The sequence below is a fragment of the Micromonospora trifolii genome (genome assembly GCF_022229005.1).
Lineage (GTDB): Bacteria > Actinomycetota > Actinomycetes > Mycobacteriales > Micromonosporaceae > Micromonospora > Micromonospora trifolii.
In genome coordinates, this window is record NZ_JAKKFD010000034.1 from 133,802 (window position 1) to 154,594 (window position 20,793).

General features: G+C 73.0%; 24 protein-coding genes. 18 read left to right on the plus strand and 6 right to left on the minus strand.

The window, feature by feature from the left end:
* The first annotated feature begins 26 nt into the window (after window positions 1-26).
* From lspA to NIE79_RS20895, 5 genes are all read left to right on the plus strand, one after another.
* Window positions 27-641 carry a signal peptidase II gene (gene lspA, locus NIE79_RS20875; protein ID WP_238680150.1) on the plus strand — a complete coding sequence of 205 codons (615 nt, stop codon included), beginning with the start codon at window positions 27-29 and terminating at the stop codon, window positions 639-641.
* The gene (locus NIE79_RS20880) at window positions 638-1,582 is read left to right on the plus strand and encodes an RluA family pseudouridine synthase (RefSeq protein ID WP_238680151.1); all 945 of its coding nucleotides are present in this window, start codon (window positions 638-640) and stop codon (window positions 1,580-1,582) included. The genes lspA and NIE79_RS20880 overlap by 4 nt, the downstream gene beginning before the upstream one ends.
* Window positions 1,583-1,624: 42 nt before the next feature.
* Window positions 1,625-2,656, plus strand: a complete 1,032-nt coding sequence (locus tag NIE79_RS20885; RefSeq protein WP_238680152.1) for a hypothetical protein — start codon at window positions 1,625-1,627, stop codon at window positions 2,654-2,656.
* Between the two features lie 74 nt (window positions 2,657-2,730).
* Window positions 2,731-4,425, plus strand: coding sequence for a MinD/ParA family ATP-binding protein (locus tag NIE79_RS20890; RefSeq protein WP_238680153.1), 1,695 nt, complete (start codon window positions 2,731-2,733; stop codon window positions 4,423-4,425).
* 56 nt (window positions 4,426-4,481) lie between these two features.
* Window positions 4,482-5,312: a DUF2567 domain-containing protein gene (locus tag NIE79_RS20895; RefSeq protein ID WP_238680154.1), complete on the plus strand. Its 831-nt coding sequence runs from the start codon at window positions 4,482-4,484 to the stop codon at window positions 5,310-5,312.
* On the opposite strand, the gene NIE79_RS20900 is transcribed toward NIE79_RS20895, so the two are convergent.
* Window positions 5,227-5,934: an LON peptidase substrate-binding domain-containing protein gene (locus NIE79_RS20900; protein ID WP_238680155.1), complete on the minus strand. Its 708-nt coding sequence runs from the start codon at window positions 5,932-5,934 to the stop codon at window positions 5,227-5,229. The two genes, NIE79_RS20895 and NIE79_RS20900, sit on opposite strands and share 86 nt — an antisense overlap.
* Window positions 5,935-6,040: 106 nt before the next feature.
* Between NIE79_RS20900 and hisD the strand changes: the two genes are divergently transcribed.
* The 12 genes from hisD to hisF all read left to right on the plus strand — a co-directional run bounded on the left by hisD (window position 6,041) and on the right by hisF (window position 14,200).
* Window positions 6,041-7,363: a histidinol dehydrogenase gene (hisD, locus tag NIE79_RS20905; RefSeq protein WP_238680156.1), complete on the plus strand. Its 1,323-nt coding sequence runs from the start codon at window positions 6,041-6,043 to the stop codon at window positions 7,361-7,363.
* Window positions 7,360-8,442 carry a histidinol-phosphate transaminase gene (locus tag NIE79_RS20910; protein WP_238680157.1) on the plus strand — a complete coding sequence of 361 codons (1,083 nt, stop codon included), beginning with the start codon at window positions 7,360-7,362 and terminating at the stop codon, window positions 8,440-8,442. The genes hisD and NIE79_RS20910 overlap by 4 nt, the downstream gene beginning before the upstream one ends.
* On the plus strand, window positions 8,439-9,050 hold the full coding sequence (gene hisB / locus NIE79_RS20915) for an imidazoleglycerol-phosphate dehydratase HisB (RefSeq protein WP_238680158.1): 612 nt from the start codon (window positions 8,439-8,441) through the stop codon (window positions 9,048-9,050). Before NIE79_RS20910 ends, hisB begins: the two co-directional genes overlap by 4 nt.
* The gene (locus NIE79_RS20920) at window positions 9,050-9,220 is read left to right on the plus strand and encodes a CG2302 family histidine operon protein (RefSeq protein ID WP_167362522.1); all 171 of its coding nucleotides are present in this window, start codon (window positions 9,050-9,052) and stop codon (window positions 9,218-9,220) included. Before hisB ends, NIE79_RS20920 begins: the two co-directional genes overlap by 1 nt.
* Before the next feature lie 13 nt (window positions 9,221-9,233).
* Window positions 9,234-9,866, plus strand: a complete 633-nt coding sequence (gene hisH / locus NIE79_RS20925; RefSeq protein WP_238680159.1) for an imidazole glycerol phosphate synthase subunit HisH — start codon at window positions 9,234-9,236, stop codon at window positions 9,864-9,866.
* Between the two features lie 36 nt (window positions 9,867-9,902).
* Window positions 9,903-10,226 (plus strand): hypothetical protein, encoded by a 324-nt coding sequence (locus NIE79_RS20930; RefSeq protein ID WP_238680160.1) that lies wholly within the window; start codon window positions 9,903-9,905, stop codon window positions 10,224-10,226.
* Window positions 10,227-10,240: 14 nt separating this feature from the next.
* The gene (priA, locus tag NIE79_RS20935) at window positions 10,241-10,966 is read left to right on the plus strand and encodes a bifunctional 1-(5-phosphoribosyl)-5-((5-phosphoribosylamino)methylideneamino)imidazole-4-carboxamide isomerase/phosphoribosylanthranilate isomerase PriA (protein WP_238680161.1); all 726 of its coding nucleotides are present in this window, start codon (window positions 10,241-10,243) and stop codon (window positions 10,964-10,966) included.
* Window positions 10,963-11,352: a RidA family protein gene (locus NIE79_RS20940; protein ID WP_238680162.1), complete on the plus strand. Its 390-nt coding sequence runs from the start codon at window positions 10,963-10,965 to the stop codon at window positions 11,350-11,352. Before priA ends, NIE79_RS20940 begins: the two co-directional genes overlap by 4 nt.
* 81 nt (window positions 11,353-11,433) lie before the next feature.
* Window positions 11,434-11,880, plus strand: coding sequence for a MarR family winged helix-turn-helix transcriptional regulator (locus NIE79_RS20945; protein WP_238680163.1), 447 nt, complete (start codon window positions 11,434-11,436; stop codon window positions 11,878-11,880).
* Between the two features lie 5 nt (window positions 11,881-11,885).
* Window positions 11,886-12,317, plus strand: coding sequence for an organic hydroperoxide resistance protein (locus tag NIE79_RS20950; protein ID WP_274524390.1), 432 nt, complete (start codon window positions 11,886-11,888; stop codon window positions 12,315-12,317).
* Between the two features lie 47 nt (window positions 12,318-12,364).
* Window positions 12,365-13,360: an NADP-dependent oxidoreductase gene (locus NIE79_RS20955; protein WP_238680165.1), complete on the plus strand. Its 996-nt coding sequence runs from the start codon at window positions 12,365-12,367 to the stop codon at window positions 13,358-13,360.
* Between the two features lie 72 nt (window positions 13,361-13,432).
* Window positions 13,433-14,200, plus strand: a complete 768-nt coding sequence (hisF, locus tag NIE79_RS20960; protein ID WP_112582731.1) for an imidazole glycerol phosphate synthase subunit HisF — start codon at window positions 13,433-13,435, stop codon at window positions 14,198-14,200.
* Between the two features lie 5 nt (window positions 14,201-14,205).
* Here the strand turns inward: hisF and NIE79_RS20965 are convergent, their stop codons facing one another.
* Both NIE79_RS20965 and yczE read right to left on the minus strand, forming a co-directional pair.
* A complete protein-coding gene (locus tag NIE79_RS20965; RefSeq protein WP_238680166.1) occupies window positions 14,206-14,667 on the minus strand; it encodes a hypothetical protein in 462 nt (153 codons plus the stop codon).
* Between the two features lie 101 nt (window positions 14,668-14,768).
* Window positions 14,769-15,440, minus strand: coding sequence for a membrane protein YczE (yczE, locus tag NIE79_RS20970; RefSeq protein WP_238680167.1), 672 nt, complete (start codon window positions 15,438-15,440; stop codon window positions 14,769-14,771).
* Window positions 15,441-15,499: 59 nt separating this feature from the next.
* On the opposite strand from yczE, the gene yczR reads away from it, so the two are divergent.
* Complete coding sequence (gene yczR / locus NIE79_RS20975) at window positions 15,500-16,954, plus strand: MocR-like transcription factor YczR (RefSeq protein WP_238680168.1); 1,455 nt, start codon at window positions 15,500-15,502, stop codon at window positions 16,952-16,954.
* Window positions 16,955-17,020: 66 nt separating this feature from the next.
* On the opposite strand, the gene NIE79_RS20980 is transcribed toward yczR, so the two are convergent.
* The 3 genes from NIE79_RS20980 to NIE79_RS20990 form a co-directional block, all read right to left on the minus strand.
* A complete protein-coding gene (locus NIE79_RS20980; RefSeq protein ID WP_238680169.1) occupies window positions 17,021-18,847 on the minus strand; it encodes an AMP-dependent synthetase/ligase in 1,827 nt (608 codons plus the stop codon).
* A gap of 137 nt (window positions 18,848-18,984) precedes the next feature.
* Window positions 18,985-19,860, minus strand: coding sequence for a terpene synthase family protein (locus NIE79_RS20985; RefSeq protein WP_238680170.1), 876 nt, complete (start codon window positions 19,858-19,860; stop codon window positions 18,985-18,987).
* A 199-nt stretch (window positions 19,861-20,059) separates the two neighbouring features.
* On the minus strand, window positions 20,060-20,689 hold the full coding sequence (locus NIE79_RS20990) for a TIGR03085 family metal-binding protein (RefSeq protein ID WP_238680171.1): 630 nt from the start codon (window positions 20,687-20,689) through the stop codon (window positions 20,060-20,062).
* Window positions 20,690-20,793 lie beyond the last annotated feature (104 nt).

The following is a 20,793-nucleotide window of genomic DNA, read 5'->3' on the forward strand; positions in this document are numbered from 1 at the left end:
CCGCCAAGACTGTCGATGGGGAGCGCATGACCGCAGTACCGTCCGCCGAACCCGGCCGCACCGACCCGGGCGGCGGCACCCGCCGGCCCCGGGCCGTCGCGATTCTCGCCGGGGTCGCCCTGGTGGCCCTGCTGGCCGACCTGGTCACCAAGCACCTGGCGCTGGCCGCGCTGACCGACCGGGAGCCCGTCCGGCTGCTCGGCGGGTTCGTCTACCTGAGCCTGACCCGCAACAGCGGCGCTGCCTGGAGCATCGGCGCGGACCACACCTGGATCTTCCCGCTGATAACCATCGGTGTGGTCGTCTGGATCGTCTGGATGGCGCTGCGGCTGCGCTCGTTGCCCTGGGCGGTCTCGCTCGGCCTGGTGCTCGGTGGCGCGTTGGGCAACCTCGTCGACCGGATCTTCCGGGCGCCTTCCCCGTTCCACGGGCACGTGGTCGACATGATCAGCCTCTTCGACCCGTACGGTCAGGTGTGGCCGGTGTTCAACCTGGCTGACAGCTCGTTGGTCTGCGGCGTGCTGCTGGCCGTCCTGTTGGAGCTGACCGGCCGCCAGCGCGACGGCCGGCGGGCGGGGCGCGACGGCGACCCGGCCACGACTGACACCGCGTCGGGCGCCGAGCAGCGGGAGCGGGCATGACCTCCGCGTTCGCCGCTGGCGGCGACCACCGTTCCCTTCCGGTTCCCGACGGCCTCGACGGCATGCGCCTGGACCAGGCCGTGTCGCGCCTGTTCGGGCTCTCCCGCACCGCCGCCGCGACCCTTGTCGATGCCGGAGACGCGCTGGTGGACGGCTCCGCCCGGCCCAACTCGCACAAGGTCAAGGCCGGCTCCTGGCTGGACGTCACGCTGCCCGCCCCGGTCGCGCCGCCGACAGTGGTGCCGCAGGCGGTGCCGGGCCTGCGGGTCGTCTACGCCGACGACGACATCGTGGTGGTCGACAAGCCGGTCGGGGTGGCCGCGCACCCGAGCCCCGGGTGGACCGGTCCGACGGTGATCGGCGCGCTCGCCGCGATCGGGCACCGCATCTCCACCAGCGGCGCCGCCGAGCGCCAGGGCGTGGTGCACCGGCTCGACGTGGGCACCACCGGGATCATGGTGGTGGCCAAGAGCGAGCAGGCGTACACGGCGTTGAAGCGGGCCTTCAAGTACCGCGAGGTCGACAAGGGCTACCACGCGGTGGTGCAGGGTCACCTCGACCCGCTGCGCGGCACCGTCGACGCGCCGATCGACAGGCACCCCACCCACGACTACCGGTGGGCGGTGGTCTCCGGCGGCAAGCCGAGCATCACCCACTACGACACCCTGGAGGCGTTCCCGGCGGCGAGTCTGGTCGACGTCCGGCTGGAGACCGGCCGGACCCACCAGATCCGGGTGCACTTCTCCACCCTGCGGCACCCCTGTGTGGGTGACCTCACCTACGGCGCCGATCCCACCCTCTCGGCCCGTCTCGGCCTGGCCCGGCAGTGGCTGCACGCCCGCGAACTGAGCTTCTTGCACCCCCGAACGGGGGACGAGGTCCGGTTCGTCAGCGACTACCCTGACGACCTGGACCGTGCGCTTCAGATCCTGCGTGACTGAGCGGCGACCGCCCGACACCGTTCCACAGAGGGGATCCCGCCCGTGCGCGCCGGCAACCTGCTGCGGCAGCTGGACCAGCGGTTGCTGCCGCCGCTGACCCGGGCCGTGGCCCGGCTGGGCGACCGGTCGTCGCGGTCCGGTGTGCTCAGTTGGGCCGCCGTGCTCTCCGCGGCGGCGGTGCTGGGCACCGCCGTCTGGGCCGTCGACGACACTCCGGTCGGCGACCGGACGGTGGGCGAGGTGACCCGGGTCGGCGTTGCCGACGGCGACTCCGTCCCCGGCTACCTGCGGTCCGCCGCGGCCGACCTGGCCGCGCTGCCCGCGTCCGCCGAGGCCGCCGAGGGTGGGACCTACGCGCTGGTCACCCTCGACGCGTACCTGCCTCCGCAGCGGCTGGCGACGGTGCTCGGCGACGTCGGGGTCTCGACCGTCTTCGGGCGGGTTCCGCTGCCCGGCCGGCAGACCGAGATCGTCAAGATTCCCGCGCTGCGGGTGCCTGACGACGTGGTCGCCGGGATGGAGCAGGTGGCGGCCCGCAAGGAGACCGAGGCCGCCGACTACCGGGCCAGGGCCGCCGCGGTCGACGGCGACGGGGTGGGCGAGCGGGAGTTGCGGGAGCAGTACGCCGGCGGCGCCGAGGTGGCCGCCGCCGAGGCGGCCGCGTACCGCACGGGCTGCGCCTGCGTCTACGCGGCGGTGGTTCGCGCGACCCCGGTGGCGTTGCGCGGTGTCGCGGCCCGCCCGGATGTACGGGCTGTCGACCCCGCCCCCGAGGTGTACCGGCTGGACCGGACGGTCTTCACGCCGCCCCTGCCCGAGCAGCGCGACGTGGTGCGCCCGCCGGCCGACACCGGGCCGAGCCCCACACCGACCCAGTCCGAGCGGCCAGCGCCGGTGATCAGCGCACCGGCCCCCTCGACCCCCGTGGGCGAATCGTCGGAACCCGCACCAGTCGTGACGATTCCGTCACCGGAACCGTCGGAGCCGGAGCCCACCGAGTCGGCGCCGCCGAGCGCCACCACCTCGCCGGACGCCACCCTCGCCGAGCCGTCGCCGTCGTCGCCGCCGTCGTGATCTGCGCCGGCTGGTGTGCGCTCTGAGGTGTGGTCCGAATAGGGTTGGGTTCGTAGCCTGTCAGACAGAGATCGATGGCGCTGGGAGGGCGGGCCGTGGAGGGCAGTGAGACCGGCTGGGGCCGGCCGGCCGAACCAGCGCCGCGGTGGCGCGCGTTGTTGGACCGTGCCCGGCTGGGCGGTCGCGGCGCGGAGCAGACCGAGCCTGAGCGGCACGGCGAGGAGCCGCCGCCGGACCCGCTGCCACGGCGTGCGGCCCCCAACGGCTACGCCGGGCGGGCACCCGCCATCGGGCATCCGGCCGACCTGTCGTACGGCGCGGAGCCCGCTTACCGGGCCGAGGCGACCTACCGGGTCGACCCCGCCTACCGGGCCGAGCCCGCGTACCGGGCCGAGCCGGACTACCGGGCCGAGCCGGCGTACCGGACGGAGCCTGGTTACCGGGCCGAGCCGGACTATCGAGCGGAGCCGGCGTACCGGACCGAGCAGCCTGACTACCGCGCCGAACCCGGCTACGGCGCCGAGCCGGACTACCGCGCCGAGCCTGACTACCGTGCCACGCCCGGCTACCGTGCCGAGCCGGACTACCGCGCCGAGCCTGACTACCGCGCCACGCCCGGCTACCGCGCCGAGCCGGACTACCGCGCCGAGCCGACGTACCGGGCCGAGCCGGAGCCGCCGGCGCGCGGCCCCGATCCGGTCCCGTCGCGCTACGCGTTGCTGGACAACGGCTACCGACCGGGCGACGCGCCGGTGGAGTCGCGCTACGCCCTGCTGGAGACCGGCTACCAGCCGGAGACCGGCTACCCGGCCGTCGCGCCACCGCCCCCACCGGTCGCCCCGCCGCCCACGCCGCCGGTCGCCGCGCCAGTCCCGCCGCCGCCCGCCCCGGCGGTCGGCTCGGCGGTCGCCGAACGTGCCTACCCGGCCCGGATCGAATGGCGCCCACCGGCCGTCGACCAGGAGCAGGAGCGCGCCAACGGGGTGCTCCAACGGGACCTGGGCACGCCCCGGGTGTTCGCCTTCGCCAACCCCAAGGGCGGGGTGCACAAGACGACCGCCACGGTGCTCGCCGCGGCGACGGTCGGCAGCGTCCGCGGCAAGGGCGTGCTGGCCTGGGACGACAACGAGCTGCGCGGCACCCTCGGCCTGCGCGCCGGCAGCGCCCGGCACGCCCGGACGATCCGGCACCTGATCAGCGACCTGGCCCAGATCGAGATCCTGGAGGACGCGACCCTCCTGGACCGGCTGGACGACTACCTGCGGCACGCCTCCGACGGCTCGTACGACGTGCTGGCCGGCGAGGAGAGCCCGCGCTTCGCCCAGCGACTGGACCAGTTCACCGTCCGGCGGGTGCTGGAGCTGCTGCGGCGTACCCACGACGTGGTCTGCGTGGACACCGGCAACAACGTGGAGAGCCCCAATTGGCGCACTGTGATGCAGGCCGCCGACCAGCTGGTGGTGACCACAGTTCCCCGGGAGGACGCGGCGTTCAGCGCGGACTGGATGCTCGACCTGCTGCACGAGGAGGGCATGGGCGAGTTGGCGGACAACGCCATCACCCTCATCTCCTGCCCGACCCCGGGCCGCTCGACGCTCCAGGACGACCTGGAGCGGCACTTCGCCACCCGTACCCGGGGCGTGGCCGTCGTGCCGTACGACCCGGCTCTGGAGACCGGGTCGTCGATCGAGTACCACCAGCTCCAGCCGGAGACCCGGCAGGCGTGGTTGCGGGCCGCGGCGATGATGGTGGAGCCGTTCGCCCGGTGAGCTGGTCTGCCGCCACCGGAGCCCCGGCCGCACGCCGGGCCTGAGAGGATCATCGGGTGAGCCCGGACAACCCCGACCGCGAGCGGCCCGTCGACGAGCCCGACCAACCCGCGCCACCCCGTACGCCGGACGCGAAACCGCCGGAGGTCGACCCGTCGACCCCGACGGCGCCGGGCGAGTTCGGCCCGGGCCACCTTCCGGCCTCGGCGGCGTACCAGAGCTCGCTGGAGCTGCGGTACGACGAGCCGCGTCGTCCGCTGCGTGTCCTGGCGACGGTGCTGGGCGCCGTGCTCGCGCTGGCCGCGCTGGGCGTTCCGCTCGGGCTGCTGTGGGCCGCGCTCGCGCCGGACACCCCGGTGCTCAAGACCGCCGAGGGGGCGATCTACGCCGAGCCGCAACCGGAGCAGCCGATCGCCGCCGACGGCTGGTTCAGCCTGCTCGGGCTCGCCTTCGGGCTGCTCGTGGCGCTCGCCCTGTGGTTCGTGCTGCGTCGGCGGCGCGGCCCGGTCGGGTTGCTCGCCGCGGTGCTCGGCGCGCTGGTCGCCGCGCCGGTGGCCTGGCAGGTGGGGCGGCGGATCGGCCTGGCCACCTTCGACCGGCTGCTGGCGACCGCCCCGGCCGGGCAGGCCTTCAGCAAACCCGCCGACCTGCGGGCCGGTGGGGTGGACTGGCTGCTCGGCGTGCTGCCGGTGCCGCACGGCAACCTGCTGCTGCCGGCGTTCGGGGCCGCGGTCATGTACACCCTGCTGGCCGGCTGGTCGCGATGGCCGGGGTTACGCCCGGAGCCCGAGCCGGGGGAGTTCAGTTGGGTGTCGGCGGGGACGCCAGCTCCGCCAGCGGCACCGGAACCGCCCGCACCTGACGCAGCAGAGCCGCCTCGCGGTTGAGCAACCGCAGCTCGGCGCGGAGCCGGGAGGCGGTGTCGTCGATCGCGAGCAGCCGTTGCCGGTCGTCGACGGTGAGCGCCGCGGTCGCCGCCACCAGGTGCGAGAGCACCGTCGGGTCCTCCGGCAACTGCTCGGAGATCTCCTCCGGGTCGGAGCGGATCAGGCCGAGGTACTGCCGGAACACCGCGATCACCCGGGCGGCCAGCAGATCGGCCACCTCGTCCGGGCCGCCCGGGTCGGGCAGCCACTCGACGTCGGCGGTCAGGTAGGGCTCGGCGCTGTCGTCGACCTCGGCGATCCGGAACCGGCGGCGGCCGACAGTGACGATGTCGAAGCCACCGTCGGCCAGCTCGGTCACCTGACGCAGCTCGGCGGTGCAGCCCACCTCGTGCAGCGTCACGTCGCCGACGCTCGATGAGGCCGGCGCGCCGATGGGACCGGCGGGCGCGACCTCCCAGCCGGCCTGGATGGCCACCACACCGAACTCGCGCGGGGCACCCTCGGGCAGGTCGACCAGGTGTCGGACCAGCGCCCGGTAGCGCTCCTCGAAGATGTGCAGCGGCAGCACCAACCCGGGAAAGAGCACCGTTGCGAGCGGGAAAACCGGCAGCCGTGCGGTCACATGGTCGAGCCTAACCAATCTCGCCCCCGGAGGCGTGGCCCGGCTCACCGTCCCGGCGGACGGGCGGCTCGGGTGGACGTCGGGCCGGCCGCCTAGACTCGCAAGGGTGCTGAATCGGATCGACCTGCGCGACGGTCTCGGTGACCCGCGCCGCCTGCTGCCCCGTGCCCAGCTCGACGTGTCCGTCGCCGTCGAGCGCATCCGGCCACTGGTGGAGGCGGTCCGCGAGCATGGGTACCCAGCGATCCGGGAGGCAAGCGAACGTTTCGACGGCATCTGCCCGGAGGTGCTGCGGGTGCCGGTCGAGGCGATCACCGAGGCGGAGGGCGTGCTCGACCCGGCGGTGCGTGCCGCGTTGCTGGAGTCCATCGCCCGGGCCCGTCGGGTGCACGCCGACCAGCGGCGCACCGACCACACCACGAAGGTGGTGCCCGGCGGCACTGTCACCGAGCGGTGGCTGCCGGTCGACCGGGTCGGCCTCTACGTGCCCGGTGGCCTGGCGATGTACCCGTCGACAGTGGTGATGAACGTGGTGCCCGCCCAGGCGGCCGGGGTGCGCTCGCTGGTGGTGGTCAGCCCGCCGCAGAAGGACAACGGCGGCCTGCCCGACCCCCGGGTGCTCGCCGCGTGCGCGCTGCTCGGCGTCGACGAGGTGTACGCAGTGGGCGGGGCCCACGCGGTGGCGATGCTGGCGTACGGCGCGGCGGTGGACCCGGCAGGTGAGCTGCGGTGCGACCCCGTCGACCTGATCACCGGCCCGGGCAACATCTGGGTGACCGCCGCCAAGCGGCTGCTGCGCGGCGTGGTCGGCATCGACGCCGAGGCCGGGCCGACCGAGATCGCCATCCTGGCCGACGACACGGCCGACCCGGCGCACGTGGCCGCCGACCTGATCAGTCAGGCCGAGCACGACCCGCTGGCCGCGAGCGTGCTGGTCACCCCGTCGGTGGCGCTGGTCGAGGCGGTCGAGGCGGAGTTGGCCCGGCAGGTGCCGGCGACCAAGCACACCGAGCGGGTCACCACGGCGCTGACCGGTGAGCAGAGTGGCGTGGTCCTGGTCGACGACCTTGAGGCGGGGCTGCGGGTGGTCGACGCGTACGCGGCCGAGCACCTGGAGATCCAGACTGTCGACGCCCGGGAGTGGGCGCTGCGGGTCCGCAACGCGGGGGCGATCTTCGTGGGCGCCTGGTCGCCGGTGTCGCTCGGCGACTACTGCGCCGGCTCCAACCACGTGCTGCCCACCGGCGGCTGCGCCCGGCACTCCTCCGGCCTGTCCGTGCAGTCCTTCCTGCGCGGCGTGCACCTGATCGAATACACCGAGGCCGCGCTGCGCGAGGTGGCCCCGCACGTGGTCACCCTGGCCAACGTGGAGGACCTGCCCGCGCACGGCCAGGCGGTCCAGGCCCGTTTTCCGGGAGGATCGGCGTGAGCGAGCGCACCGACCTGGACGACCTGCCGATCCGGGCCGACCTGCGGGGGTTGTCGCCGTACGGGGCGCCGCAACTGGATGTGCCGGTGCGGCTCAACACCAACGAGAACTCCCATCCGGTGCCGGAGCCGGTGGTCGAGGCGATCGGCAAGGCGCTCGCTGCCGAGCTTCGTGAGTTGAACCGCTACCCGGACCGGGACGCGGTGGCGCTCCGCGCCGACCTGGCCGAATACCTCGGGCACGGGCTCACCGTCGAGCAGGTGTGGGCGGCAAACGGCTCCAATGAGATCCAGCAGCAGCTGCTTCAGGCGTTCGGCGGGCCGGGGCGCACCGCGCTCGGCTTCGTTCCGGCGTACTCGATGCACCCGCTGCTGGCCCTCGGCACCAGCACCCGGTGGGTGCCCGCCGCGCGCGGTGTCGACTTCGGGCTGACCGCCGAGGAGGCGGTCGCCCAGGTCCGCGAGCACAGCCCGGACGTGGTCTTCCTCTGCTCGCCGAACAACCCCACCGGCACGGCACTGGACCCGGCGGTGATCGCCGCGGTGCTCGACGTCGCGCCCGGCATGGTGGTCGTCGACGAGGCGTACGCCGAGTTCGCCCGGCCCGGGACGGTGAGCGCCCTCGCGGTGCTGCCCGGCCACCCGCGGCTGGTGGTCACCCGGACGATGAGCAAGGCGTTCGGCTTCGCCGGCGGCCGGCTGGGTTACCTGGCCGCCGACCCGGCGGTGGTGCGGGCGGTGCAGCTCGTCCGTTTGCCGTACCATCTCTCCGCGCTCACCCAGGCCGCCGCACGCGCGGCGGTGGCCCACCGCGATGCCCTTCTCGGTACGGTGAGCGCGATCATGGCGCAGCGGGACCGGATCGTGGCGACGTTGCGCGAGCGGGGGTTGCGGGTCGCCGACAGCGACGCCAACTTCGTGCTCTTCGAGGTGGGCGGCGACCAGACCATCGTCTGGAACGCCCTGCTGGCGCAGGGGGTGCTGGTCCGTGACGTCGGCCTGCCCGGCTGGCTGCGGGTGACCGCCGGCACCGCCGCCGAGACCGACGCCTTCCTTTCTGCAATGGAGACTTCGCAATGAGTCGGACCGCCCGGGTGGAACGCATCACCAAGGAGACCAAGGTCCTCGTCGAGATCGATCTCGACGGCACCGGCGCCGCCGAGATCAGCACCGGCGTCGGCTTCTACGACCACATGCTGCACCAGATCGCCCGGCACGGCGGTTTCGACCTGACCGTGCGCACAGTGGGTGACCTGGAGATCGACGCGCACCACACGATCGAGGACACCGCGCTCGCCCTGGGTGCGGCGTTCGACCAGGCGCTGGGCGACAAGGCCGGCATCCGGCGGTACGGCTTGGCGACGGTGCCGATGGACGAGGTGCTGGTCCGGGCCGCTGTGGACCTCTCCGGTCGGCCGTACGTGGTGCACGACGAGCCGGTGCTCGCCCCCTACATCGGGCCGGTGTACGCGACCAGCATGACCCGGCACATCTGGGAGTCCTTCGGCCAGGCGGCCCGGGTCACGCTGCACGTCGACGTGCTGCGGGCGGCCCGGCCGGGTGGTCACCCGGACGCGCACCACGTGGTGGAGGCGCAGTTCAAGGCGGTCTCCCGCGCGTTGCGCGAGGCCACCTCGATCGACCCGCGTTCGGCCGGGTCGATCCCGAGCACGAAGGGCGCTCTCTAATGGGTGCCGCGTTGCCGACGTTGCTGCTGATCCTGGCCGGGGTGCTGGTGGGTGGCACCTGGTCGCTCTACCGGCAGGGCGCGCCGAAGGCCGCCGTGCTGATCACCGCGGCGCTCGCGGTGCTCGCCACGGTCGCCGGGGTGCTGCGGCTGCTGCCGGAGAACGGGTGATCGGGGTGACGACATGAGTGGCGTGGTGGTGCTCGACTACGGCTCGGGCAACCTGCGCTCGGCGGAACGGGCGCTGGCCGCCGCCGGAGCGGACGTCCGGGTGACCGACGACCTGGCCGCGGCGGCTGCCGCCGATGGTCTGGTGGTGCCGGGTGTGGGCGCGTACGCGGCGTGCATGGCCGGGATCGAAGCGCTGGGCGCCGGCCCGGTGATCGCCGAACGGGTGGCTGCTGGTCGGCCGGTGCTCGGCATCTGCGTGGGCATGCAGGTGCTGTTCGAGCACGGCGACGAGCACGGCGTGGTGACCAAGGGGTTGGGGCTGCTGCCCGGCGGGGTGACCCGGCTGGCCGCCACCCGGTTGCCGCACATGGGCTGGAACACGGTCCGGGCACCCCGGGAGTCGGTGCTGTTCGCCGGCTTGACGGAGCGGAGCCGCTTCTACTTCGTCCACTCGTACGCGATGGGCGACCCGGCGGCGCTGGCCGCTGCCGGTGCCACTGTGACCACCGCCCACCACGACACGGATTTCGTCGCGGCGGTGGAGCGGGGCTCGTTGTCGGCGGCCCAGTTCCACCCGGAGAAGTCCGCCGACACCGGTGCCGCGCTGCTGCGCAACTGGCTCGCCACGTTGCCCAGCGGTGACTGAGCGCCGTCGCGCGGTGCCCGAGCGGCGGGCGTCGCGGTGAGCCGGGAACGCGCCCGCCGGCGCGCGGAGCGGGAGGCGGAGCAGGCCCGGGAGCGGGTGGTACGGCAGCGCCAGGTCGCCCGCCGGCAGCGCCGCCGCTCGGTGGTCCGCGGTTTGACGCCGCGGCTGCGGCGGGGTCGCTCCGGGCGGCTGGCCCGGCACACTCGGGGTGAGCGGGCCGCGATCGTTCTGCTCACCGGCGCGGCGTTGCTCCTGATCTGGACGTTCGTCGACAACCTGGCGTTGCGTATCGCGCTGATCGTGCTCTTGCTGCTCGTACTGCCGGCGATCGTCGTGATCGCCCTGGACCGTCGTACCTGATCGAGGAGAAGACCGTGAGCCTCACCCTGTTACCCGCCGTGGATGTCGCCGACGGCCGGGCCGTCCGGCTCGTGCAGGGCGCCGTCGGTAGCGAGAGCATCTACGGCGACCCGTTGGACGCGGCGCTGGCCTGGCAGCAGGACGGCGCGGAGTGGATCCACCTGGTCGACCTGGACGCGGCGTTCGGTAGGGGCACCAACGCGCACCTGCTCGCCGAGGTGGTGCGCCAGTTGGACGTGAAGGTGGAACTCTCCGGGGGCATCCGGGATGACGAGTCACTGCGCGCGGCGCTGGGCACCGGTGCGGCCCGGGTGAACATCGGGACCGCCGCCCTGGAGGACCCGGTCTGGTGTGACCGGGTGGTCGCGGAGTACGGCGACCGGGTGGCCATCGGGCTGGACGTGCGGGGTCACACCCTGTCGGCGCGGGGTTGGACCCGCGACGGTGGTGACCTGTACGAGGTGCTGGAGCGGCTGGACAAGGCGGGCGCGAGCCGGTACGTGGTCACGGACATCACCAAGGACGGCACGATGCGCGGGCCGAACCTGGATCTGCTGGGCGAGGTGTGTGCCCGTACGGACCGGCCGGTGATCGCCTCGGGTGGGGTGTCCACGCTGGACGACCTGCGGGCGTTGGCGACTCTGGAGTCGGCCGGGGTGGAAGGTGTGATCGCCGGCAAGGCGCTCTACGCGGGTGCCTTCACGGTGGCCGAGGCGCTGCGGACGCTGGCCGAGGCGTGACGACGACCCGGCTGGGGTCGGGTGGCCCGTGGGAGCAGCGTTACGGGTACTCCCGGGTGGTCCGGGCCGGTGAGCGGGCCTGGACGGCCGGTTGCACGGCGACTGTGGACGGCCGGGTGGTGCACGTCGGTGACGCGGCCGCGCAGACCGCGCAGGCGCTGCACATCGGGCTGGCCGCGCTCGCCGAGGTGGGTGCGGAGCCGGGCGACGTGGTCCGGACCAGGATGTACGTGACGGATCGGCTGCACGCCGACGAGGTGGGCCGGGCGCACAACGCGGTCTTCGGCGCGGTCCGGCCGGCGGCCACCCTGGTGGTGGTGGCCGGTCTGCTGAACCCGGAGCACCTGGTCGAGGTGGAGTTGGAGGCGTACCTCGGCGATCGCTGAGGTGACCCGCCCGAACGGCCTGCTGGTCGTCCTGCGGCCCATTAGGTTGTGCACAACTTAATTGTGGGCTACGGTTCAGCGGTGACCGATGACCTGGTGCTGCGCCGGCAGGTGTGTTTCGCGCTCTACGCCGCGTCGCGCGCCCTCACCGACGTCTACCGGCCGATCCTCGACGAGGTCGGGCTGACCTACCCGCAGTACCTGGTGCTGCTGGTGCTCTGGGAGCGTCCCGACGACGCCCCCACGGTGTCCGAGTTGGGCGCCGAGCTGCGACTGGACTCCGGCACGCTCTCCCCGCTGCTCAAGCGGCTGGAGGGGGCGGGCCTGGTGGTGCGGCGGCGGTCGGCCCGCGACGAGCGGCGGGTCGAGGTCGGTCTCACCGAGCAGGGCCGGGCGCTGCGCGAGCGGGTCTGCGACGTCCCGCTGCGGATCGCGCTGGCCACCGGGCTGGGCTTCGACGAGCTCGTCGCGCTGCGCGACACCCTCACCCGGGTCACCGACACCATCCATCGACAGAAGGAGCAGTGACTCTCATGCAGGTTATCTACACCGCGTCCGCGACCGCCTCCGGCGACGGCCGGGACGGCCACGTCGAGACCTCCGACGGCACGTTCGCGCTCGACCTGGCAGTGCCGAAGGAGATGGGCGGCGCCGGTGGGGCGGCCAACCCCGAGCAGCTCTTCGCCGCCGGTTACGCGGCCTGCTTCCACAGCGCGCTGCGCCTGGTGGCCCGCCGGGCCAAGGCTGACGTGACCGGTTCCGTGGTCGGCGCCGAGGTGGGCATCGGCCCGAACGGCAGCGGCGGCTTCGGGCTCACCGTGCAGCTCGTCGTCGACCTGCCCGCCGCGCCCCGCGAGGTCGCCGAGCAGATCGTCGAGCAGGCCCACCAGGTCTGCCCGTACTCCAACGCCACCCGTGGCAACGTCGACGTCACGCTGACCGTCCGCGAGACCCTGTCCGCGTGACCTCGCGGCCCCAGGCCCCCATCCGCGGACGAGAGGACTACCACCCAGTGACCAGCAACCGCGAGATCCACCTGGCCAGCCGCCCCCAGGGCTGGCCCACCGAAGACACCTTCCGGCTCGTCGAGACCGAGGTCCCGACGCCCGGACCGGGCCAGATCGTGGTCCGCAACCAGTACATGTCCGTCGACCCGTACATGCGCGGACGGATGAACGACGTCAAGTCGTACGTGGCGCCGTTCGCGCTCGACGCGCCGCTCGACGGCGCCGCGATCGGTGAGGTGGTGGCCAGCGAGGCGGTGGACATCGCCGTCGGGACCACAGTCCTGCACGGGCTGGGCTGGCGGGAGTACGCGCTGCTCGACGCCGCAGCGGCCCGTCCGGTCGACCCGAGCATCGCCCCGGTCAGCGCGTACCTGAGCGTGCTCGGCATGACCGGGTTGACGGCGTACGCCGGGCTGCTGGAGGTGGCCGCGATGAAGCCCGGCGAGACGGTCTTCGTCTCCGCCGCGGCCGGCGCGGTGGGCAGCCTGGTCGGCCAGATCGCCAAGCTCAAGGGCGCCGGCCGGGTGATCGGCAGCGCCGGCTCGCCGGCCAAGGTCGAGCGGCTGCGGGCGCTGGGCTTCGACGCCGCCTTCGACTACCACGACGGGGTCCGCGAGTCGCTGCGGGCGGCCGCCCCGGACGGCATCGACGTCTACTTCGACAACGTCGGCGGTGACCACCTGGAGGCCGCGATCTCGGCCATGAACCTGCACGGTCGGGCCGCCATCTGCGGCATGATCGCGCAGTACAACGCCACCGAGCCGCCGGCCGCCCCGCGCAACCTGGCGCTGGTCATCGGCAAGCGACTCACCCTGCGCGGCTTCCTGGTCAACGACCACAACAACGTGCGGGCGGCGTTCGTGCGCGACGTCTCGGGCTGGCTGCGCGACGGCACGCTGTCCTACGACGAGACGATCGTGGACGGCATCGAGAACGCTCCGGAGGCGTTCATCGGCGTGCTGCGCGGCGACAACCTCGGCAAGATGCTCGTCAAGGTGTGACGCAGAGCTCTCTCGCGGCGGTCGACCGATCGGGTCGACCGCCGTGCCGCGTGCGGAGGATAGGCTCGCGGCATGACGGTGGCGGTACGGGTGATCCCCTGTCTGGACGTGGACGCCGGGCGGGTGGTCAAGGGGGTCAACTTCCTCGACCTGCGTGACGCCGGCGACCCGGTGGAGCTGGCCGCCGCGTACGACCGGGCCGGCGCGGACGAGTTGACCTTTCTCGACGTCACGGCGTCCTCCAGCGACCGGGGCACCATGCTCGACGTGGTGCGCCGCACCGCCGAGTCGGTGTTCATCCCGCTGACCGTCGGCGGTGGGGTCCGGCAGGTCGCCGACGTGGACACACTGCTGCGCGCCGGGGCGGACAAGGTCGGCGTGAACACCGCCGCCATCGCCCGTCCGGAGCTGATCGCCGAGATCGCCGACCGGTTCGGCCGGCAGGTGCTCGTGCTCTCCCTCGACGTGCGGCGCTCGCCCAACGGCGGCACGCCCAGCGGCTTCGAGGTCACCACGCACGGCGGTCGGCGCGGCACCGGCATCGACGCCGTGTGGTGGGCGCACCGGGGCGCCGAGTTGGGCGCGGGGGAGATCCTGCTCAACTCGATGGACGCCGACGGCACCAAGGCCGGCTTCGACCTGGAGCTGATCGCCGCGGTGCGCGCTGTCGTCGACGTGCCGGTGGTGGCCAGCGGGGGCGCCGGCGAGGTGGCCCACTTCCCGCCCGCGATCGGCGCCGGCGCGGACGCGGTGCTCGCCGCCAGCGTCTTCCACTTCGGCGAGCTGACCGTCGCCGAGGTCAAGGACGCGTTGCGCCTCGGCGGTCATCCGGTGCGCTGAGCCGTTCAGCGCTCGCCGGAGTGCCCCTCGGGTGACCGGCGCGGGCTGGGGATCGAACGGACCGCGTACTCCTGGACGGCAGCCGCGTGGTCGGCCTCGTCCAGGATCCAGTCCGCGCTGCCGGGCGCGTGTCGGCGGGTCAACACACCCTGAACGGTGTCCACCATTGTCGCCACACCCGCGCGCGGGCGGGTACGCCACAGCTGCTCACCCTCGGGGGTGATCCGGAACCAGCCGTCGGCGACGCTGACCAGCCCGGCGCCGACCAGCCGCTGGACCGCGGCCTCCACCTCGTGTCGCTGCGGAATCGCGTGGTTGAGGTGGTCGGCGGTGGAGAGCACGTCGGTCAGGCGGACGCCCTCCGGCCGGCGGCTTGTCGCCGACCGACGGTGCCGTCCGGCCCCGCTCGCGATGACGAGCGACACGAAGATCCAGGCGTCGTTCCAGCGCCAACCGTTCTCCCCCATGCAGAGATGATGACGGCGCGCGTCGCGGAAGGGAACACCCACCCTCCAACCGGTACGTGGCACCACCGCCACGTACCGGTTCGCGGACGGTCGGTGAGGGTTCAGCCGACGGGGGTGGCCGGTGCGGCGCTACCCGGCGGGGGTGCGGCGCTGTCCGGCGCGGTGCTCTCCGGCACGGCGAACAGCGGGATGAAGAACTGGGCCAACGGACCGATGGTCAGCGCGTACGCGACGGTGCCCACGCCGACAGTGCCGCCGAGCAGCGCGCCCAGGGCCAGCACTGTGACCTCGATGACTGTGCGCACCAGCCGGACCGAGCGGCCGGGCCGGCGGGCCACGTACCCGGTCATCAGACCGTCGCGGGGGCCGGGCCCCAACCGGGCGCCGAGGTAGAGAGCGGTGGCGGCGCCGTTGGCGACGATCCCGGTGACCAGCATCGCGATCCGGACGCTGAGCGGGCCACCCGCGGGCAGCAGGGCCAGTGTGGCGTCCACGACCAGGCCGATCACCACGACGTTGCTGACGGTGCCGAGGCCGGGCCGCTGTCGCAGCGGGATCCAGAGCAGCAGGACCAGCGCCCCCACGCCGATGGTGACGGTGCCGAAGGAGAGCTTGGTCAGCTCGGAGAGCCCCTGGTGGAACACGTCCCACGGGTCGAGGCCCAGGTCAGAGCGGATCATCAGGGCCATGCTGACGCCGTAGACCGTGAGCCCGAGGTAGAGCTGGACCAACCGTCGAACCGGCCGGTGCCGCAGATTGCCAAGCAGTGCCATGCATGCCACCCTAGGTGCCAATCCTCATCGAGGAAGAAGCCAATATCCGAGGAGTGGCTATGACCGGGCAGGTGCGCGGCGTCCAATTGGCCCGTCTGCTCGGGCAGTGGCATGCCCTGCCGGGCCGCCGCCGCAGCCCCGACTACGCCGCGCTGGCCGGCTCGGTGCGCGGGCTGCTCGCCGACGGCCGACTGCCGCTGGGCGTCCGCCTCCCGGCGGAGCGGGAGCTGGCCGAGGCGCTGCGGATCAGCCGGACCACTGTCACCGCCGCCTACCGGCAGCTGCGCGAGACCGGGCACCTGGCCAGCCGGCGGGGCGCCGGCAGCTGGACGATGCTGCCCGGCAACCACCGGGTGGCCAGCACCGGCCTGTGGACCCCGCTGGACGACCGGGAGATGCTCGACCTCGGCGTCGCCGCGCTGGCCGCACCGCCGCAACTCCTGTCGGCGGCGCGGGCCGCCACCGAGGACCTGCCCCGCTACCTGAGCGGGGCCGGTTACCACCCGACCGGCATCATCGAGCTGCGCGAGGCGGTGGCCGACGCGTACACCGCCCGGGGTCTGCCCACCTCGGCCGACCAGATCATGGTCACCAGCGGCACCCAGCACGCACTGGATCTGGTGCTGCGGCTCGCCCTGGCCCCGGGTGGCACCGTGCTGGTCGAGTCCCCGACCTACCCCAACGCCCTCGCCGCGCTGGCCGGCCGGCGGGCCCGGATCACCACCCACGGTCTGGCCGCCGACGGCGGCTGGGAGCCCGACCTCCTGCTGGGCAGCCTCCGACAGACCCGGCCCATGCTGGCCTACCTGATTCCGGAGTTCCAGAACCCGACGGGGCACCTGATGCCCGCCTCGCTGCGCGAGCGCGTGGTGGCCGCCGCGCACGCGGTCGGCACCGACCTGATCATCGACGAGTCCTTCGTGGACCTGTCGATGGACGGCACCGAGGTGCCACCCCCGGTCGCCACCTACGACCGGCACAGCCGGGTGGTCAGCATCGGCGGGATGAGCAAGCCCTACTGGGGTGGCCTGCGGATCGGCTGGATACGCGCGTCCGCGCCGCAGGTGCAGCGGCTGGCCGCCGTGCGGGTCGGGGTCGACATGGCCAGCCCGGTGCTGGACCAACTGGTAGCTGTGCACCTGCTCGCCGACGCCGAGGCCATCGTCGCCGACCGCCGCGTCCAGTTGGCCGTCCAGCGGGACGCCCTGCTCGGCGCGCTGGCGCACCAACTGCCGGAGTGGCGGGTCTCAGTGCCACGGGGTGGCGTGACGCTCTGGGCCGAGTTGGACGGCCCGGTCTCGAGCGCGCTGGCCCGGGCCGCCGAGGAGGTCGGCGTACGGCTGGCCCCCGGCCCCCGGTTCGGTCTGGACGGCACCCTGGAGCGCTTCCTGCGGCTGCCCTTCACCCTGCCCGCGGCGGACCTCGTGGAGGCCGTCGGCCGGATCGCGGCGATCCGCTACGACCTGGACCGCGCCGGCCGCCAGCGGTGGAGCGAGCCGGCTGTCATCGCCTGAGCGCCCCCGCTGCCAGGAACGCCGGTGGCCCCGCACCCGAGCGGGTGCGGGGCCACCGGCGACGCGTCAGAGCTCGGCGAGGGTGCCCGCGTACATCTTGTCGATCTCGGCGGCGAAGTTGCTCTCCACCCCACGCCGCTTGATCTTCAACGACGGGGTGATCTCACCGTCCTCGATCGTCAGGTCGCGCGGCAGGATGGCCACCTTCTTGATCGTCTCCCAGCGGTTGAGCTTGGCGTTGAGCTGGGCGACGTACTCCTCGACCATCGTCTGGGCCTCAGCCGACGCGACGATCTCGGTGTAGCTGCGCCCCTCGAGGGGACCGCCGGCGACCCAGCCCCGGATCGCGTCCGGGTCGAGGGTGACAAGCATCGTGCAGAAGTTGCGGGCCTGACCGACGACGACCGCCTGCGAGGTGTACGGGCAGATGGCCTTGAACATGCCCTCGATGTGCGACGGCGCGATGTACTTGCCGCCCGAGGTCTTGACCAGGTCCTTCTTGCGGTCGGTGATGCGGAGGTAGCCCTGCTCGTCGAGGGTGCCGATGTCACCGGTACGGAAGAAGCCGTCCTCGGTGAACGAGGCGGCGGTCTCCTCCGGCAGGTTGTGGTAACCGCGCATCACCGGCCGACCCCGCACCAGGATCTCCCCGTCGGTGTCGATCTTGCACTCCAGGTCGCCCATCGCCCGGCCCACGGTGCCGATCCGCAGCCCGGCCGGGGGGTTGACGAAGTTGCCCGCGCTGGTCTCGGTCAGGCCGTAGCCCTCGGAGATCGGCAGGTTCGCGGCGGCGAAGAAGGTGGCGATCTCCGGGCTGAGCGGCGCGGCACCGGACACCAGCACCCGCATCCGGCCGCCCAGTCGGGCCTGGAGCTTGCTGAACACCAGCTTCTCGGCCAGCCCGTAGCGCAGCTTCAGCCCGGCCGGCACCGGCTTGCCGGCCTGCTCCAGGGTGACCTTCTCCTTGCCGACGCCGACGGCCCAGCCGAAGATCTTCGCCTTCGCACCGCCAGCGCCCTGCGCGGTGGTGACGGCCTTGTTGTAGACCTTCTCGAACACCCGGGGAGCGCCGCACATCAGCGTCGGACGGATGACCGAGAGAAGGTCGACCAGCTTGTCCACCCGCCCGTCGACGTAGGTGGGCAGGCCGACGTGGATGGCGCCGCAGAGCAGGGTCTTGCCGAACGAGTGGGCCAGCGGCAGCCACAGGTACTGAAGGTCGTCGTCGCGCAGCAGCCCGACCTCCGCCTGCGCCACGGCCTCCCAGCACCAGCCGCCGTGCAACAGCTCGACGCCCTTGGGTTGGCCGGTGGTGCCGGAGGTGTAGATCAGGGTGGCCAGGTGGTCCGGACCGATGCCGGCCACCAGCATGTCGATCAGCTCCGGCTCGGCGGCCAGCGCCTGGGTGCCGCGCTCCTCCAGGTCGGCGAGCGTCAACTGCGCGATCGGCGCGTTCGGATCGACGGCGCCGTCGAGGAGCACCACGTGGGTGAGCGCGGGCAGTGTCGCCCCGGCGATCTTCGCCGCCTGGGCCGGGTTCTCCGCGAACAGCACCTTCGACCCGGAGTCAGCGATGATGTACGTCGCGTCGGCCGGCTCGGTGGTCGGGTAGACGGTGGTGGTCGCGCCACCGGCGCACATGATGCCGAGGTCGGCGATCACCCATTCCAGCCGGGTGTTGGCGAGGATCGCGACCGGGTCCTCCTGGCCGACGCCCAGACCGTGCAGGCCGGCGGCGACCGCCTTGGCGCGCTGACCGACCTGCGCCCAGGTCAGCCAGACGGGCCCCGAGTCGTCGGGGTTCGGGGACGCGAACGCGAACCGGTCGGGGGTGGCCGCCACGCGCTTGAGGAACATGTCCGGGATGGAGCGGTACGGTACATCGAGAGCCATCGCTGTAGCCGCCTTCGGGGGTGGTGGCGTGACGGTCGTCACGTCATGATGGTTACCGAAGAGTATTGCCTGTCGCCGTGCATCGGCTAGTGCTGGTGATCGTCCGGCCGGCCCATCCCACCAACCGGTACGGCCGATCAGGCGTACCGGGCGGCCACCACTGACCAGTCGTAGGTGGCCCGGACCCAGTTGCGCCGGGCGGCCAGGGCGTCGCGGATCGCGTCGTCGCCGGCGGCGCGCAGCGCCTCCTCCGCGTCCACGTACGTCGCCAACCCCTGGTTGAACCGGTGTGCCGCACTCCGGAGCGCTGTCACCTCGTCCGCGTCGCTGTCCTGGGCGATCACAGTGACCAGGTTGTGCGCGTCCGGGTCGGCCTGGCTCTCCTTGCCGTAGGAGAAGAGGTCGTTGCACCAGCAGACCAGGTCCACCGCCAGCAGGTCCAGGGCGACCAGCCCCGGGTGGGCGCGCTGGGCTGGCCCGGAGGGCCGGGTCGACGCCAGGTCGGTCAGTGTGAGGCAGGGGTGCACGCCGCCGATGTGCCGGCGCAGCTGCACGTACTCCGCCACCTCGGGTACGCGCCGACGTTCCCGGTTGCCCGCCTCCCAGAGCAGCGCCAACAGGTACTCGCGCATCTGGCTGACGAACCGCAGCAGCAGTCCGGCGTGATCGTGCAGCCGGGTCCGGCGGCAGAGGTCGTGCAACGCGTCGCCCAGTGGTCCGACGGCGGGCGGTACGACGTACGGGTCACCACAGCGGTCCAGCACGTCGAGCAGGGTGCTGATCGCCGGGCCCAGTCGGACCGGATCGGCGCCGAGGCCGTCCTCGTCGCAGGCGTCGTCCATCACGAAAAGCCAGCTGATCAGGTCGGTGAGCAGCCGCAGGCCCTCCACCGAGCCGTCCGGGCAGGCGCGGCCGGCCAGTCCGGCGGCGTCGGCCCGTTCCAGGCGGTGCACTCGTTGGCTGGAATCGACCAGCCCGAACGTGCGCGCCCACTCGATGCTCTCGCCCGCCACCTGGTCAGTGGCCCCGTGGCGTCCCGTGGGAAACGGGGGTTCCCGCAGCGCCGAAATCGCGAAGTCCCGCACAGTGTGCCCCCACTCCGTGCCGCCCGGCGCGGAGCGGCGCGGTGAAGCGTACGGGAGGAGGTATCAGCGTGTTTCGCTGGGTGTGGGAAATTCCACACCTATCCGGTGACCGTTTACGCACACATAGTCACATGCCGAGGTTGGCGGCCCGTAGCCGCCGAGCCGCCTCCGCCGAGCCGTTCAGTTGGACCCGGGCCACCCGTTGCCGGCCGGAGAAGAACAACACCAGCTCGGCCGGGGCGCCGACCAGGCGCAGTGGCTCACCACCGCGACCGAGGGAGATCTCACCGTGACCGGGCGCCTGCACGTAGAGGTCCGCCGGAAAGCGACGCAGTGCCAGCCGGGCCATCGGGGCCGCCCGTTTCCAGAGGGCGCTCTGCAGGCCGGTGGACAGATCGCGCGGCTGCCACCCGGAGCCGGCCCGCCGGACGTCCTCGTGATGGATGAAGAACTCCATCGTGTTGGCCAACTCGTCGGTCAGCGGGTTGCTGACCGGGCTCCACAGCGGCGGTCGGCGCACCTGTGTCACCAGTTCGGGGTAGGGCCGTGCGGCGAGTCGCAGACGGACCCGCTCGGCGTAGCCGCGCAGCGGCGGCAACACGATCCCACCCGCCGCGTCCGGACGGCGCTCCCGCAGCACCAGATGCGCGGCGAGGTCACGGGTCGCCCAGCCCTCGTTGATGGTCGGAGCGTCCGGCCCGAGGGCCAGTAGAAGATCGGCCAGCGCCTCGCGCTCGGCTCGGGCGTACCGCGGCATGGCCCGATCGTAGGCCCGGTGGCCCGTCGGCGCGCGACGGCGGACGCGGGTCGGCGCCTGCGGCACGCCGCCGTCCGGTACGTGATGGTCGACATATCCAGTCA